Annotated in this window: 10 protein-coding genes and 1 pseudogene; 2 read left to right on the forward strand and 9 right to left on the reverse strand. The window is 59.0% G+C overall.

Annotated features, from left to right (window positions below; translation table 11 throughout):
- Positions 1-3 precede the first annotated feature (3 nt).
- From M1P90_RS06945 to M1P90_RS06985, 9 genes and pseudogenes are all read right to left on the reverse strand, one after another.
- Positions 4-384 carry a hypothetical protein gene (locus M1P90_RS06945; protein ID WP_483701877.1) on the reverse strand — a complete coding sequence of 127 codons (381 nt, stop codon included), beginning with the start codon at positions 382-384 and terminating at the stop codon, positions 4-6.
- 240 nt (positions 385-624) lie between these two features.
- Entirely contained in the window at positions 625-2,247 is a 1,623-nt protein-coding gene (locus tag M1P90_RS06950) for an FG-GAP-like repeat-containing protein (RefSeq protein WP_483701878.1), read from the reverse strand.
- 71 nt (positions 2,248-2,318) lie between these two features.
- Positions 2,319-3,536, reverse strand: a pseudogene (locus tag M1P90_RS06955) (IS701 family transposase).
- A 538-nt stretch (positions 3,537-4,074) separates the two neighbouring features.
- Positions 4,075-4,671: a PQLLE family protein gene (locus M1P90_RS06960; RefSeq protein WP_483701879.1), complete on the reverse strand. Its 597-nt coding sequence runs from the start codon at positions 4,669-4,671 to the stop codon at positions 4,075-4,077.
- A 550-nt stretch (positions 4,672-5,221) separates the two neighbouring features.
- On the reverse strand, positions 5,222-7,873 hold the full coding sequence (locus M1P90_RS06965; protein WP_483701880.1) for a hypothetical protein: 2,652 nt from the start codon (positions 7,871-7,873) through the stop codon (positions 5,222-5,224).
- 82 nt (positions 7,874-7,955) lie between these two features.
- Entirely contained in the window at positions 7,956-9,203 is a 1,248-nt protein-coding gene (locus M1P90_RS06970; protein WP_483701881.1) for a glycosyltransferase family 4 protein, read from the reverse strand.
- A gap of 2 nt (positions 9,204-9,205) precedes the next feature.
- Entirely contained in the window at positions 9,206-10,273 is a 1,068-nt protein-coding gene (locus M1P90_RS06975) for a glycosyltransferase (RefSeq protein WP_483701882.1), read from the reverse strand.
- Between the two features lie 12 nt (positions 10,274-10,285).
- Positions 10,286-13,135 carry a glycosyltransferase gene (locus M1P90_RS06980; RefSeq protein WP_483701883.1) on the reverse strand — a complete coding sequence of 950 codons (2,850 nt, stop codon included), beginning with the start codon at positions 13,133-13,135 and terminating at the stop codon, positions 10,286-10,288.
- Positions 13,132-13,551, reverse strand: coding sequence for a hypothetical protein (locus M1P90_RS06985; protein WP_483701884.1), 420 nt, complete (start codon positions 13,549-13,551; stop codon positions 13,132-13,134). The genes M1P90_RS06980 and M1P90_RS06985 overlap by 4 nt, the downstream gene beginning before the upstream one ends.
- A gap of 119 nt (positions 13,552-13,670) precedes the next feature.
- Between M1P90_RS06985 and M1P90_RS06990 the strand changes: the two genes are divergently transcribed.
- Both M1P90_RS06990 and M1P90_RS06995 read left to right on the forward strand, forming a co-directional pair.
- Complete coding sequence (locus tag M1P90_RS06990; protein ID WP_483701885.1) at positions 13,671-14,057, forward strand: hypothetical protein; 387 nt, start codon at positions 13,671-13,673, stop codon at positions 14,055-14,057.
- Between the two features lie 11 nt (positions 14,058-14,068).
- Positions 14,069-15,139 carry a glycosyltransferase gene (locus tag M1P90_RS06995; RefSeq protein ID WP_483701886.1) on the forward strand — a complete coding sequence of 357 codons (1,071 nt, stop codon included), beginning with the start codon at positions 14,069-14,071 and terminating at the stop codon, positions 15,137-15,139.
- Positions 15,140-15,312 lie beyond the last annotated feature (173 nt).

Genomic DNA, 15,312 nt, shown 5'->3' on the forward strand with positions numbered 1-15,312 from the left:
CTATTATGCCTCGCGCTCCAGCTGTGCCTCAAGCTCGGCAATGCGCTGGCGCAGTGCCACCTGCTCGTCGCGCATGGCCTTGAGCTGGCTCTCGACTGAGCGCATGCGCTGCTCGCTATGCATGGATTCAAGCGCCTGCACGCGGTTCGTCAGGTGGTACAGATGCGTGATCATTGCGTCGATGCTGCGCACCGCCGCGCCATGGAACTCCTGCACCTGCTGGAACTGCGGTAGGTTGTACCACCATGTCAGCTTGCGTACGGCGCGCTGCCCAAGTGTGAAGGCGCGCCCGAGCCGCCCGCTGCCTTCTACCACTCGCCCCGCATCCAGCGCCCAGTTTGCGTGTGCCTGCCCAACATTCTCTGCCAGGTAAGGATCTGCCATGAAGCGCTCGTCGAGGCGGGAAATTTGCTGCTGGTGATCGACAGCCTGCTCAATTGCTTCAAGTGCCTCAAAAACGGTTCTTTGTTTTGGTTCAATCCAGATAATTGCCATTCAGCTTCCTCGCTCTACTGCGTATGGCTGGGCATTATAGCAGTATTCAGAAGCTAAGATGCAGGCGCATAACAAAAGAGTCGGGAGTGGCACTGCCACCCCGACTCTTTTGCTGGAAAGCCAGATCGCTTAGTTACGCCGCGCTATTGGCGCAAACACGTCGTACACATTGTCTGCCACAACCATATGAATGTCGATCGTCACAGTATTTACCGACGAGGTGAGCGTAACTGTGCCATCGTAGGTACCATTACTCTTGCCACTCGAATCGGCGGTGATGCTGATTGTGTCTGGCGTGGTGCCGCTTGTCGGATTTACCGACAGCCAGCTTTGATCGTCACTGGCCGTCCAGTCGATGGCACCATTGGCAAGATCTTTCACGGCCACTGTGGTTGTGCGGCTGTCGCCGGTCTTTACAATCAGTGTCACATCAGTATCGGTTTGCAGGCCAGGAGAAAGCAGGAGTGCGTTATTGTCGGGGCTGCGCCGGAAGCTCGGCCAGGGCAGCGCCTTCTTCGTTGCGGCGCCGTCGAAATCCCAGGCGAATAGTCCGCCGATGCTCTGGCTGCCACGACCGCTAGCGGCTACAAGCTCCAGCTTGCCGTCGCCATCGATGTCGCCAATAGCTGGCGTGCCGTTGAGCGAGTATTGAGTGTTGAGCGCCCACTGTCCCGCATTACCGCCCGTGAGCTGGACGCCATTCTTGTTCCAGGCCACAACATCAAAGTTGCATGGTACGAAGACTTCCGGGCTGCCGTCGCCATTTACATCAGCGACAATCGGCGAGGCGCTGGTACTCCACCTTACCGATGCTCCCCCGCCAGCGGGAACCGTTGGTTTTTTCGGCCATCCTGCAATCTCGGAACCATTACCTTTAAAAACGTGCACCCAGCCGTCGGGCGCTGTTGTCAGGCCATCTTTGACTTCGGCAGTATTGATCACCACTTCAAGCGCGGCGTCGCCATCCATGTTCGCAAGCGCAGGCGAGCTGAAAGCAAACTGGCCGGGAATTGCGCGCGGCCAGCCCGGCAATGGATTTCCCTGTGCATCCCAGGCGTTGATATACTCGCCAGCGCCCGGGTGCACACGCCCGCCCGAGGCGCAGTTTGGTACATTGTTATAACAGCGCCCTGTGCCTACCACAATATCCGGCGATCCGTCTCCATCGATATCGCCAATCGCCGGAGACGAATAGATCACCTCGTCGATTTGCTTGGGGAAGCCGGCAATATCATTCAGGCTGCTGTTGTAGACATGCAAAATGCCACCATCCAACGTACCCTTGCCTGGCTCAAGGTGGGAATCAACGCCGATGATGATCTCGGGTTTGCCGTCGTCGTTCATGTCGGCAATCGCGGGCGATGACCAGATTGTGTCGCGGACAAAGCGTCCCGCAAGGATGTTGCAGTTATTGTCCATCACGCGCACCTGCGCGTCGAAGCCGCCGAACACAATTTCGCTCTGGCCATCGCCATCCAGATCGGCGACTGCTGGCGAGGCATATACGCCATCGTGCACGCCGTTGCCGTCAAAATCGCCAGTGTCGGTAAAAGCGCAGCGCAGCGTACCATTGTTCCGCAGAATATAAACCCCTGCGCCGCTGTTTGCTGCGGTAAACGTGCTGCCCGCGCTGACAATCACTTCGTTTTTGCCATCGCCATCAATATCAGCAATCGCGGGCTTGCTTTCGATTGCCATATTGCCAGTGTCGTAATCCCACAGCTTGCTGCCATTGCCGGTGTAGGCGTGCACTTTGCCATCGCTTGCGCCAACAACAATATCGTCGATGTTATCACTAAGGTTTTGCAGAAATAGGCGAAAGCTCAGGGTAAAGCCAAACGGAGCTTGATATCGGACAGAGTCATGCCTTGGTGCGATTGTTCGATGGCCCAAGCAAGCGTTTTGCCCAAGGTCTCGCGAGCGATGGTGCGACAGGACTCGCCAATGGTCATCAGGCGTGTGTGAGCCCATTCGAAGGCACGATCATGCTTCAATTGGCGCATCAGAGCCGTGTACGCCAGGACGACGAGGTGCATGTGCCTGGTCTGGCCCATCCCGTCCCTGAGCTGACACTCGCCCATGCCCAAATGCTGCTTCCCGTCCCGATGAAAGGTCTCCGTCCCTGTCCAGCGCTTTTTGTAGACCTTCAAAATGCGATGAGCTTCCCACTGGGTTCGGTTGCTGATCAGGATCTTGCGTGGCGTCGCAGCTTCTGCTTCTGACCACAACACCAGAATACGCACTGGGTGGTTGACATTGGGCAGACGAACGGACTTGGTGAAGCTTACCATTGCGTGTGACCGCCGACCGTAAACTTGGTGCGAACAAGCGGCGTGAGCGTTTTGACCCACTCAGTCACGCTGGTCTGCTTCCCGCTGACTACAATCACTCGAGTTGGCTTTCAAATCACCGATGTAGCTGCGACCTTTGGCGTGGAGGGTGTTCATAATTGGCGCGTTGGTGAAGTAACTGTCGAAGGTGAAGTCGCCCGGTATGTCCTCAGCGACAACCCAATCGATCAGTTCCTTAGCGAGGTCGGTGTGATTCTTGAACGGGCGCTCGTCGTCGCACTGCTCGCGCTTGCGGAAGCGCCGGAAATCGAGCGGATAATGCTTCCCACTCGGGTTGACGTAGTTGGCAAACAGGTAATCGTGGGCGATCAGGTGGCGTTTGTCGGCATGGTCCCAGAAATAGCCGACATCCTCTATCAGTTTGCCGTCATGATCTATCAAAGTGTTATCGATCGCGATAACGCCGTCGTGACGATAGCGCGTTGCAGCGTCCTGTTGAAGCCATTCGAGCCGGTGCGCGTTGATGCGCTGGACATCCCAGGGCGCTTCAGTCAACCATCGATTGAGAGTGGATTGGTCGGGTGGGGCGGCAAACTCTCGCGTGATACCGCTCACGGTCTTGTGCTCCGCTACAAACAGCCCGGTCAGGTATTCGGCAAAGTGGCGGCGTGAAGGCTCATTTGGAAACAGGTCGGCGAACTGGACCAGCAGTTCCTCGACCACCTGTGGTATCGCGACAATTGCTGGCACCTGTGCCTCCCAACTGGTAGACCAACGCTCGCCTGATCATATGCTCAGAAGCTTGTTGCCGCAAATCTGCAAAAGTCCAGTTATCACTGTTGACCTTCCCGAGCGCCACCGAACCAAAGCGCACCACGGCGCCATTCAGCGACACTGGGAAACCGGCATGGACGCTGGGAAGTGCGGCGATGCCTGGGGCCGCGCCAGCGGCTGGGGTGAACAGAGCAGGGAGAACGATCAGGAGGGCCAGAACAGACACGGGAAGAATGCTGCGAAGACGTGCATGAAGCATAGAGTGTGTGCTCCTTCGCTAGGATGTCGCAAGGCTATCAGGGGTACACAGCCACATCAGTAGGTATTATAGCATCCGCGATGCGTTTTTTGCGCTTGCGGCTTTGTAGCAGGATGCGGATGTGCGCACAGCATTACGTACTACAGAACGGTACTTACGTTTTTCTTTGTATGCGGTTGTTCCGCGCTATGCGCGGGACAACCGCATACAAAATAGCACAACTGCACAAGCCCTAACTATGCTGGCAACCCAGGCTTAGCGATTCGGGAAGGCAATTCGCACAATCGCCTGGAAATTGCGCATCCAGGCATCGAGATCGGCAAAGGCCTGCTGGCCCGCGCTTGTTGCTGCTGTGGCTTTGGTGCGCTGCTGCTGGCGCGCAACCAGGGCCGTTTCTGCATTGGTAACCTGGCGCTGGCCTTCAACGAGCTGTTGAGCAGTAATGCCATAGCTGGCCATGTGCTCGAGAATGGCCGAGTTGCCCAGAGCGTTGGTGTAGAACCGTTGCGCGCGCTGCTGCCATTTCGCTTGCGAGCGGGCTCGTGTGTCGCCCAGGCCCAGTGTTTGTGCAAGGCCACGCTCGCTGTGCAAAGCGATCTGGGCGATTTTGCTGTGCAGTGCGAATGTATACTGGGCAGCCGCTTGCGCCACGCGGTATGCGTCGGTTGCGCTAAGCAGCGCGCCTTGTTCAGCGCGTTGTTGCGCGCGGGCGGCAAATGCCCGCGCCTGGATCGCCAACCCTTCTTGCAGGCGTGCCGCAGTGTAGCCATAAGGCGCAAGCTGTGCCAGGTTCTGCTCGTCGTTCAGAAGCGCGCTAATGCTCAGGCGGGCATTGTGCAGGCGCACGTCCATTGCGGCAGCCGAGCTGTAGCCCCGATATGCAAGACGGGTAGTTCCTGTGCCTGACGCAGTAGCCGCAGCGCCTGACGCAGTAGCCGCAGCGCCTGACGCAGTAGCCGCAGCGCCTGACGCAGTAGCCGCAGCGCCTGACGCAGTAGCTGCAGCGCCTGGCGCAGTAGCTGCAGACCCTGACGCAGTAGCTGCAGACCCTGACGCAGTGCTCGCAGTGTTTGGCGCGGGAGGCGCAGAGGCTGGCGTGGTAGTGCCAGAAGCTGGCGCAGTGCTCGCAGTGTCGGACAAGGTTGTGACACGGGGGCGCGTAGTTGTTCCATTGCGGTGCATTGTTGTGCTCCGATGTTGTTGGTGAGCCGCTGAGCCAGGCGCTCATCGGCAATGTACTACATTGCTTCGTGCACCGCTTTCAGCGCCGGGGAGGTGTGGCGAGGTTGATTGCAATTGGGTGTCGGTATGGAGGTGAAATAATTGTGTGTTATGGCGATGTCAGGCTGTGTGCTGCTGTAATAACAATTCGGAGTAGATCGGATTACTGGGAACAGGTACGTCACTGCACTTTTATAACCTCTTCCCAGGGTGGCACCTGCTTGTCCGAAAAGCGATACATGAGTGTGCGTTCGAGATCGAGGCGTAGCTGGTATGTACCCGCAGCTGCGGGAGCTTGCAGCCGTATATCAAATGATAGCTGCTCACCTGGAAGAACGTCTCGTGGCAGCGTGATCGTTCTCGTAGAAATCGTGCGCCCGGTTGCGGTATCGCGCCATTCCGCTACAATCCGCACTGCACCCCAGGGTGCATCGAGGGAATGCGATTGCCAAAGCAGGTATCCATTATTGACGAGAGTGATTGGAAATAGAATGCTTGTGTTCGCTGTAACTGAGCGAGGTACTTTCGCCTGGTAGTTCGCACCGTAGAAGGTTGCGACACGATCATCAGTTAACGGCTGCTGTCTGCGCTTGAAAATATATGGTATTTCGCTGGTTTGTTCGTAATACTGATGAAACTCTGCTGAATAATAAAGCGCCGAGCTGCCAATAAAATCGGTTGGTGCCCAGCTATTCGCGTAGTGACCCAGATGCATATGAATATAGGTGGGCTCCTGCGCCAGTACGTAGCCGTTATCATATTTGCTCAGAAATCCGCCTGGCAGATGGGCAATGTGGTTATCATTGAGCCCAATCATGTCAATGATATGCGCATCAGTAAAGAATGGTATTGCTCCTGCGTCGATTAAGGCAATCGTATCGTCACTATGGGCAATTTCCCCAACCCGCCTGCCAATTTCATTGGTGATCTCAACATTATGAGCAATAGTCCGTAAGTATGTGTATTCATTATTCGAAGATTGCCAGGTACTATTCGTTGCCCAAAACGTAAGAGACACGAGCAGTGCCGTACCAACTACTGGGCGAAGCCGTGACAGCCAATTGCTTAACGACACGATCAACTGCCCAAGCATGAGGAAAATCAATGGCAGAACAGGGATAACAAATCGATGTGCTGGCATCCAGTCGCCGCCAGACGCTACAATGAAGAAAAAATATGCTGCAATTGTTCCTGCCAGCAATACGTTTGCAAAGCGCGGTTGTCGTATAAGCAAAAAAGGTGTGCCTAAAAGAGCAAGCCCATAAACGAAGCGATTTTGCTGGAACCATACAGAAAGATACGCTACACCTTTGGTGATCTGATCGACAAGATCACCTGTTTTCGCATATACCGTTGTTGGGAGTGGGTAGCCATAGTAGTAAGTGTGCCAGCACACAAAAACGGCATAGCCAACGAATGGCGCGGCTAATCCTAAAAACGCGCGCCGTTCCCATTGGCCTTTGCGCGCCAGCCAGTACCAGCCCAGGCGCATTGCCTGGAGCGCAACTACCAGGCCAATGCCTTCCGGGCGTGTTAGCGCAAGCCCAAGCAATGCCACCCCCGACCAGGCAATGCTACCGTGTTGTTCTTCTGCAATAATGAGCAAGATGGAAGCAAGCAGGAGTAGTGCAAAACCGGTCGTTTCTAACCCTGCCACCGACCATACAATAAACGGGCTTGCAAATGCTAGAAGCAGCGCTGCGATCAGCCCTGTGGTGATGTTTCCTAAGTACCGTTGGCTCAAAAACGGAAGCAGGAGCATAATACCAAGACCACACGCTATTCCCAGGAGTTTTGCAATCAGCAAAAGATCTGCACCGCTCATCCCGATGAAAGAAATGATGATCACCCACAAAAAGTTCGAATACCCGGCCACATACGTCCCATTAAACGTTAATCCCTTGCCATGCAAAAAGTTTTTTACATAAACGAGCGAGATATATGTGTCATCGATCATGAAATTGTAGTGAAGCGAAACGTGCCACAGGAAGATCACAATAGGGATAATGAACGATGTACTCACCAGAAGATATGTGAGCCTGGTGCTGCGAAGATGTTTTTGACCATAGACAAACAGTGAACTAAAAACAAGGATAGCGCAACTAAAAAACAAAAATCGATCGATACCTGAGCTATCGAATGTTGGGTCGTTACGGGTATACCAGCCTATGAGTGTGACGAGTGCAAGGCTGGGTACAAGCCATAACCACAAGTTCCGGCCGAATGAGAAGATCAGGCCAATGAAAATGAGAAAGACAATAATTCCCACGAAACTGGTAGCTATGATATGAGCGGGCGGGGTTGCAGGCGATACTGATTGTATAGCAATTTGTTTGATGAATACCCCTAATGTGCGCGGATCGTCTGATATTTTCTGGCCATTACTTACTATTTGGAATTGCAGATTGCATTGTGTATCGGTTGGGACAAGGATCTGGAACCGGCGCACCGAACTAACAGCACCAAGATCATTACTCATTGAGTGTATGATAAACGTCGCTTTTGTAATCTCTTTTCCTGCAGGCGCACCTAATTCAAGCGTCACTAAAAAATTGCCACACCCAATACTCGGCCAGTTCGCTTCTATATTGCCATCCGAATAGGCATATGCAAACTGCGAATTACGCTCAACCGGATACAAGCCATCAAGAAAAGCCGGGCGCGCGCTCATATCGAACTGTTGCGTAAAGGGAATGAGGTAGATGACGCTGAGAAGGAGGGTGCTAAGCAGAAGTGAAATAATTGCTCCTAAAAGAAGAAGCGGAAACCTTGAGCTTTGCGGGCGATCCTTTTGTAGTCGAGCATATTGAGGTATAGCGTTTCGCAGATCCATTGCGACACATCCCTTGAATTATATACTTTGCTCACATTCATAGCTATCTCACAATGACGCATTTGCGGAAACTATGCAATAATCAACGGGTCGCCTGAATAGCCTTGCTATACACAGCAAGCGTCTCGCGTGCCGTGCGTTCCCACGAGAACTGGGCGGCGCGCGCCGGCCCTGCCTGCCGCAGCCGGGCGCGCAGGGCCGCGTCGCTCAGTAGTGTTTTCAGGGCCTGGGCAATACTCTCGGTGTCGAGCGGGTCGCAGTACAGGCCAGCATCGCCCATCACTTCGGGCAGTGAACTTGTGTTGGTGGAAACTGTGGGCGCGCCGCAGGCCAGCGCTTCGAGCACGGGCAGGCCAAAACCCTCGTAGAATGATGGGTATACAAACACTGCCGCACCAGCCATAACCAGCGGCAAATCGGCGGCGGGTACCTTGCCGAGCCAGCGCACATGTGGTGCTACGCCGGCGCGTTCGGGCGCGGCCAGGATATCCTCGAACTTCCAGCCCCGTGCGCCGGCAATCGCCAGCGGCGGCGCTTCTACCCCTTCGGCGGCGAGCGCGGCGCGTAGGCGGGCGTAGGCGTCAATCAAGCCCACATGATTTTTGCGCGGCTCCAGTGTGCCAACCGTGAGAAGGTAGCCATCGCGCTGCAGGCCATAGCGGTCGAGCGCTGCCTGCACAGCATCGGGCGGGTATGCGCGAAACTGCGAACCGGCAGCAGCATGCACCACAGTGATGCGCTCGCCCGGAACGTGCAGGTATTGTTCGACATCGCGCTTGGTAGCGTGAGAGTCTGCAATCAGGTGCGTGGCGCGCGTGGCGGCGAAACGCTCTTTGCCGCCGTGCATGGTGGTGGTATCGCTCACATGCCATTCGGGGTGCGAGAGCGACGTAAGGTCGTGAATGGTGAGCACGGCCGCGCCGCGCGGCGGCATATACTGAAACTGATCCGAGCAGTGGAATACATCGGCGCGGCCAAGCGCGGCGCGCAACTGCATGCCCACCGCGCCAACCGCAGCGAATTCCCATGGGCGGTCAAGCGCGTGATCGGCCTGTTCGGCCAGGGTGTGGGCCAGGCCCGTGCGCGCGCCGGGCAGCATGCTCAGGTAGCCGCGCTGCAAGGCCGATACACGCACCACACGGCTGTTTGGTGCGTCGAACAGGGTTGATGGCGCCTGCATTGGCCGGCCCGGGTTGAGCGGCAGCACATCGAGCAGCGTCCACGAATGCTCGGGACTGATGCGCAGCAGTTCGGCCAGAAGGGCATGGGTGTATTCAAGCACGCCGGCCTGCGCGATCCGCAGCACCGAAATGTCGAAACCAATCCGCATTATTAGAGCTCCTCCAGTCGTGCTACAATACGCTCCACGGTGTGCCGCCAGGTGAAATGTTCAGCCACATGTGCAGCGGCGCGTGCGCCAACGGCCTGGGCGGCCTGGCGATTCTCGTAGACATAGCGCATCTGCGCCACCAGGTGATCAAAGTCGGGTTCGGCCCAGCGCAGGCCGGTGTAATACTCGCATTTTGCCTCGGCGGGAACGAGTGCGCGCACGCGCACCATGAAGCCAAGGTCGGGGTTGATAAACTCAGTCTGCCCGCTCCAGTCGGTTGTGATCACCGACAAGCCGCAGGCCATTGCTTCAAGCAGTGGCATGCCCCAGCCTTCGCCACGCGTAGGCAGCACAAAGCAGTCGGCGCTGCGGTACAGGCTGCCAAGCTCGGCGGCGGCAATCTGCTGGTTCAAAAGCAGCGCTACGGGCGGGCCACGGTGCGGTAGGTGCAGATCGTTGATTTGCCGGCCGACATCCACATCGCCATCGAAATTATTGGTGCGAATGATTAGCAGCACGTCGTCGTCGGGGCCAAAGGCGGCATTGTAGGCGCGCAGCAAGAGGTCGGGAGCCTTGCGCTCGCCCCACTCGAAGATCGACAGAAAGGTGAAGCGGTCGCGCACAGGCCGGCCGGGGAGGCCCGGGTGAAAGCGCGCCGGGTCGAAGCCGAGTGGCATTGCGCGAATCGGGCGCGTTACCCCGGCGGACGCGAAGATTTCCGCCCCCCAGCGGCTGGGCGTCCACACTTCGTCCATGGCATTGCAGGCTGCCACCCAATCGGCGGGTAGTCCGTCGACCTCAAGCGTTGTGTAGCCGATCTTATAGCCTGGATGCGCCGTGTAGAACAGATCAGCCTGGTCGTAGCTGATCTGCGGCACATCGTCGCGCAATGGGCGGGCGGCAGCTGCTTGCAGCACCGGGTGCTTGATGCGCGCCGGGACGGGCCAGGGCGTGGGGCGATGGATGACTTCCACTCCCAACGAATCGAGTAACAATGCCATTTCTTCGGAATGGATTGCATAGCTGGTTGGGATGCCCCAACGCGATTGCCAGACGATCGTATGATTCATTTCAGTGATCTTTTAATCTCCAATGGCATCAAGCCGGGCGAGTATCTTTGTGGCGGCGCGCTGCCACGTCCATTCCTGCGCCACAATCTCGGCGGCGCGTGCGCCCACAGCGCGGGCTTCCTCGCGCTGCTCGTATACATGGCGCAGCAGGTACACCAAATGATCGAAGTCGGGGTCGGCCCAGGAAAAACCAGCGTAGTAAGGGTTACGCGCCACCGCCGGCACGAGATCGCGCACGCGTAGTGGGTAGCTGATGCCTTCGCGCAAAAAGTCGCTAGGCGCGCTCCAGTCAGTGGCGATCGCCGGCAGCCCGCACGCCATCGCTTCAAGGATGGGCATGCCCCAGCCTTCGCCGCGCGTGGGCAGCACAAAGCAATCGGCGCTGCGGTACAAGCTGCCAAGCTGGTAGGCCGGCAAATCCTGGTTCAACAGCAGCGCCACGCGCGGTCTGTCGGCGGGCAAGCCCAGATCGGCAATTGCGCGCGCAACGTCGATGTCGGGGTCGCGGTTATCGACTTTCAGCACCAGCACCACGTCGTCGCGCGGGCCAAACGCGGCATGAAAGGCGCGCAGCAGCACGTCTGGGGCTTTGCGCTCGCCCCACTCAAACACCGACAGGAAGGTGAAGCGCTGGCTCATGCGGCGCGCGGCAATCTGCGGGTGAAAGTAGTTTGGGTCGACGCCGAGCGGCACAACGTGGATAGGCCGGGCCACGCCGCTGTTGCGGAACGTTTCGGCGTTGAAGTGGCTCGGTGCCCAGATCTCGTCGAGCTGGTTGGCCTGGCGCACCCACTCGTCGGGCAGGCCGTCGATTTCGAGCATGGTGTAGCCAATGCGGTAGCTGCCACTATTCTTGTGGAACATGTCGCCGGGGCCATACAGCACCTGCGGCAGGCTGGTATCGCGGGCGCGCTGGCGCATCTGCTCGATGCGCGGGTCGCCGCTGCTCTTTTCGGCATAGGCATTGCCGTACAGGTAAGCCAGGCGCACGTCTACACCGCTTTCGTCCAGCGCCAGCGCGAGCTTGCGCGACGACACGGCGTAGCCGCTGGGCGCGCTGACCTGGGCGTGCCAGAGCAGGTGATGCGTGTATTTGCGGCGGTAATACTCTTCCCATTTTGCGCGAAAGATCGCCTGCGATGCACCATACATCTTCCAGAAGTTGGCGTTGTTCAGCTTGGTGCTGACATTCTCGTAGTGCAGCACGCGCACTGTGCCATCGACCACAATCGTGTAGCCAAGCTCGGTGGCGCGCAGGCAGTAGTCGGTATCTTCGTAGTACGAAAAGAACTGGTCGTCGAGCGGGCCGATTGCGTCGAAGGCGTCGCGGCGGATGTACATGCACGCGCCAATTACGCCCTCGACCGCGCGCACGCCGGGGAACTGCCCAATGTCTTCCTCATTGCCGCCAACCTGCCAGCCCCACAGCGCCTCGGTAAGCATGTAGGTACCGGCGTGCGCCAGCCGGCCATTGGGTGCCACGAGCTTGCAGCCGACAATCCCGATTGCCGGGTCGCTGTGCGCAGTGGCGCGCAGGCGCGCCAGCCAGTCGGCGTGCAAAATCAGCGTGTCATTGTTGAGCATCAGGATGTCGGCGTTGCGCCAGGCTGCCAGGAAGCCGCGATTATTACCGCGTGTAAAGCCCTCGTTGGTTGGGTTCTCGATCAGCGTGATCCAGTCGAGCGTGCGCAGGTACTCGCGCGTGCCGTCGGTGCTGCCATTATCGACCACTACAAGCTGGTAGTCGACACCTTCTGTCAGGCTGCGCAGGCTGTCGAGGCAGGCGCGCGTGTAGTCGAGGCCGTTCCAGGTGAGCATCACAATCGCCACAGGCGGCAACTCGGCCGGGCGCGGATCGGGCCGGGGCGCGTGGGCAGGCGCAACTGCACGAGCGGGCGCGGCTGTTTGGTGCTGGCGGCCTGTGTGTGTGGCGCGGGCGCGCAAATCGGTGAACAGTGCTGCAACAGCGTCGGCCTGCTCGCGCCAGGGCGCGCTGGATGCGAGCGCGGGCAGCATCAGCAGTGCGTCGAGATAGGCGCGGCGCAGCACGCTTGCGCTGCCGTCGTGCAGGCGCGCGGCCAATTGGCGCTCTTCGGCGGCGCGAAACTCGCCCAGGAGCTGCGCGGCGGGCATATGCTTGAGCACCAGGCGCAGGCGGTTGCGCTCGATCAGCGCGGCGTGCCCGTAGTCGCCAGCGGCGGCGCGCGCTCCTTCGTGGTGCGTCAGCACGGCGCTGGGTTCATAGACCACGCGCCAGCCGACCGCGCGCGCGCGCAGGCACAGGTCGGCATCTTCGAAATAAGCCGGGTTGAAACCTTCGTCGAACAGCCCGATTGCGTCGAGCATGGCGCAGCGCAGCGCCACACCCACGGCAGCGACATATTCCGGCTCGGTGCTTACTGTATCGGCTGGTGCCCCGCCATAGCCAATGTTGCGGCCATAGCCCAGCGGCCACAGAAGCTCCGCGCCAGCGTGCTGCACCGTGCCATCGGGAAAGCGCGCCTGGCTGCCAACCATTCCAACCGAAGGATCGTGCTCCAGTGGGGAAACAAGCGCCGCCAGCCAGCCCGCTTGCGCCTCGGTATCCTGGTTCAGCACCACAATCGCGTCGAGCAATGCATTATGCTCAAGCGCGGCGCGAATGCCGCAGTTCACCGCGCCAGCAAAACCCAGCGCCTCAGCACTGTGCACCAGCTGCACCTGGGGAAAATCGGTGGCAATCAGGTCAGCGCTACCGTCGTTTGAGCCGTTATCGACTGCGACGATGGCGAAGGGTGCGTATTCCTGTGCCAGCAGCGACCGAAGGCAGGCGCGCAGGAAGGCCGCGCCATTACGCACCGGGATGACAACCGCAACCTTCATGCGCGCGTCGCCTCGCGCTCGTTCAGGCGCAGTTCGAGCTGCACCAGGCGCGCGGCCAGTGCCGTTTCGGCCGCGTCGATATCGGCCAGGTGCTGCTCGATCAGTTCAGCGCGGCGGGCAACATTCATAACCTGCACATTGAAATTTTGCAGGTGAACTTGCAGATTGTGCAATTGGTTTTGCAGCTCATTCTGGCGCTGATCATCGCTCGCTGCCAGCGCCTGGCAAGCATGAACCAGTGCAGCATTACACGCATTTTGCTGCTCGATCAGGCTGCCGATCAGCTGATATGTTGCGGTGGAAACAAACGCTTTCGCTGGGCTTAGAAGCGAGTTGGGTGTTGTGTGCGGGCGCGGCGCTACATGCCATACATCATCAAGCTGCTTGATGGTTATATTGCGGGTTGTATCGTCCATGGCTGTCCTCTGCGGGCAAACGCCGATTTAATGGTATGATACGCGGCGTGCGCAAACCGGGCTATTCTAGCATAGCGCCCGCGCATTGACAAAGGCGGGCCGCCTATGAAAGCTTCCCGATGAAGAATTCTGAACATTCCTCTTTGTTTTCGGTTGGTCCGGCGGCAGAAGGCGAGCCGCTGCTGGCCGCCGTCGAGCGCGCGCTGGCCGATCGCGCCTCGCCGCTCGACGCGCTGCCAACGCTGACGAACGTGGCACTGGGCGACCCATACCTGGCCCAGCAGCTGGCCGATCTGCACGCGCAATACCCCTTGCGCCCGCCGCCCTCGCGTGGCCTGCTGGCGCGGCTGCGCACCCGCCTGGCCTGGTGGCTGCTCGGCCCCGAGCTGGCGCAGCTCAATGCCACGCACGCCACGTTGGTTCGGCTGGCCGACAGCCTGGTGGTGCAGCTCGACGAAGAACGCAGCGCGCGCCGCCGCATCGAAGATCATCTCGCACAGCAGTAGCTCGGAGCACTATGCTGACCTGGCATTCCTCTTTTGCCGCGCTCACCGGCTACAGTGGCTCGTCGCTGGCGTATGTGCTCGGCCTCGATGCGCTGGGCATTCCGGTGCGGCCGCTCTACCTCTACGGCACCGACTATGACGAACAGGTGCAGGCTGGCGGTATGCATCCGCGCATCCGCGAGCTGCAGGCCGGGCCACTGCGCCTTGATGCGCCGCAGGTGGTGTATGCGCCGGGCGACCGCTTCAGCAAGAATAGCGGGCGCTACCGCATTGGCTTTACCATGCTGGAAACCGACCGCCTGCCAGCAAACTGGGTCGAGCAGGCCAACCAGATGGACGAGCTGTGGACGCCCAGCGCCTGGGGCGCGGATGTGTTTCGCGCCAGTGGCGTGCGCCCGCCGGTGCATGTCGTCCCGCTCGGCGTCGACGCAACACGATTCCGGCCTGCCACTGCCCCGCGCACAAGGCTGCGCGACCGCACGATCTTCCTGTCGGTGTTTGAGTGGGGCGAGCGCAAAGGCTGGGATGTGTTATTACGCGCCTGGCGCGCAGCTTTTGCGCCGAATGACCCGGTGCTGCTGCTGCTGAAGATCGACTGCCGCATGCCGCTGCCAAACCCGGTGCGCGAGCTAAGCGCGGCGCTCGGTAGGCCGCACGCGCCGATCGGGCTGATCTACAACCAGCCGCTCAGTGGCGCGCAGCTTGTTGAGCTGTACCAGAGCGTGGATTGCTTTGTGCTGCCGAGCCGTGGCGAAGGCTGGGGCATGCCTATTCTGGAAGCAATGGCCTGTGGCGTGCCCGCAATCGCCACCGACTGGAGCGCGCCGACGACCTTCCTGAATGCGCAGAATGGCTACCCGCTGCCGACCCGTGGCCTTGCTCCTACCGGCAGCGATGCGCTGCACTATCGCGATGCCCAGTGGGCGGTGCCCGACGAAGACGCGCTGGTGGAATTGCTGCGGCGCGCAGTGCGCAACCCCGACGAGCGAACGGCGCTAGGTCGCGCGGCGCGCGAAGAAGCCGAGCGCTGGCCGTGGTCGCGTGGGGTGGGAGTGATTGCTGAGCGGCTGCGCGCAATGTGACTGGACGCAGGCGAACGCTGGTTGATTTGGACGCGGACGAACGCTGGTTGATTTGGACGCAGGCGAACGCGGACGAACGCGGATGAGAATATGAGTGAGTGTGCTAATGAAGTTGCCTGCACACAGGCGAACGCGGATGAGAAGCAGAGTAGTGTGGTAATGAAGCTGCATTA

This window comes from Kouleothrix sp. 19917, from assembly GCF_057073505.1.

Coding starts and splice junctions, on each gene's coding strand:
- M1P90_RS06945 (WP_483701877.1), bottom strand. CDS start 384: ATGGCAGATCCTTACCTGGCAGAGAATGTTGGGCAGGCACACGCAAAC.
- M1P90_RS06960 (WP_483701879.1), bottom strand. CDS start 4,671: ATGGACGTGCGCCTGCACAATGCCCGCCTGAGCATTAGCGCGCTTCTG.
- M1P90_RS06965 (WP_483701880.1), bottom strand. CDS start 7,873: ATGGATCTGCGAAACGCTATACCTCAATATGCTCGACTACAAAAGGAT.
- M1P90_RS06970 (WP_483701881.1), bottom strand. CDS start 9,203: ATGCGGATTGGTTTCGACATTTCGGTGCTGCGGATCGCGCAGGCCGGC.
- M1P90_RS06975 (WP_483701882.1), bottom strand. CDS start 10,273: ATGAATCATACGATCGTCTGGCAATCGCGTTGGGGCATCCCAACCAGC.
- M1P90_RS06980 (WP_483701883.1), bottom strand. CDS start 13,135: ATGAAGGTTGCGGTTGTCATCCCGGTGCGTAATGGCGCGGCCTTCCTG.
- M1P90_RS06985 (WP_483701884.1), bottom strand. CDS start 13,551: ATGGACGATACAACCCGCAATATAACCATCAAGCAGCTTGATGATGTA.
- M1P90_RS06990 (WP_483701885.1), top strand. CDS start 13,671: ATGAAGAATTCTGAACATTCCTCTTTGTTTTCGGTTGGTCCGGCGGCA.
- M1P90_RS06995 (WP_483701886.1), top strand. CDS start 14,069: ATGCTGACCTGGCATTCCTCTTTTGCCGCGCTCACCGGCTACAGTGGC.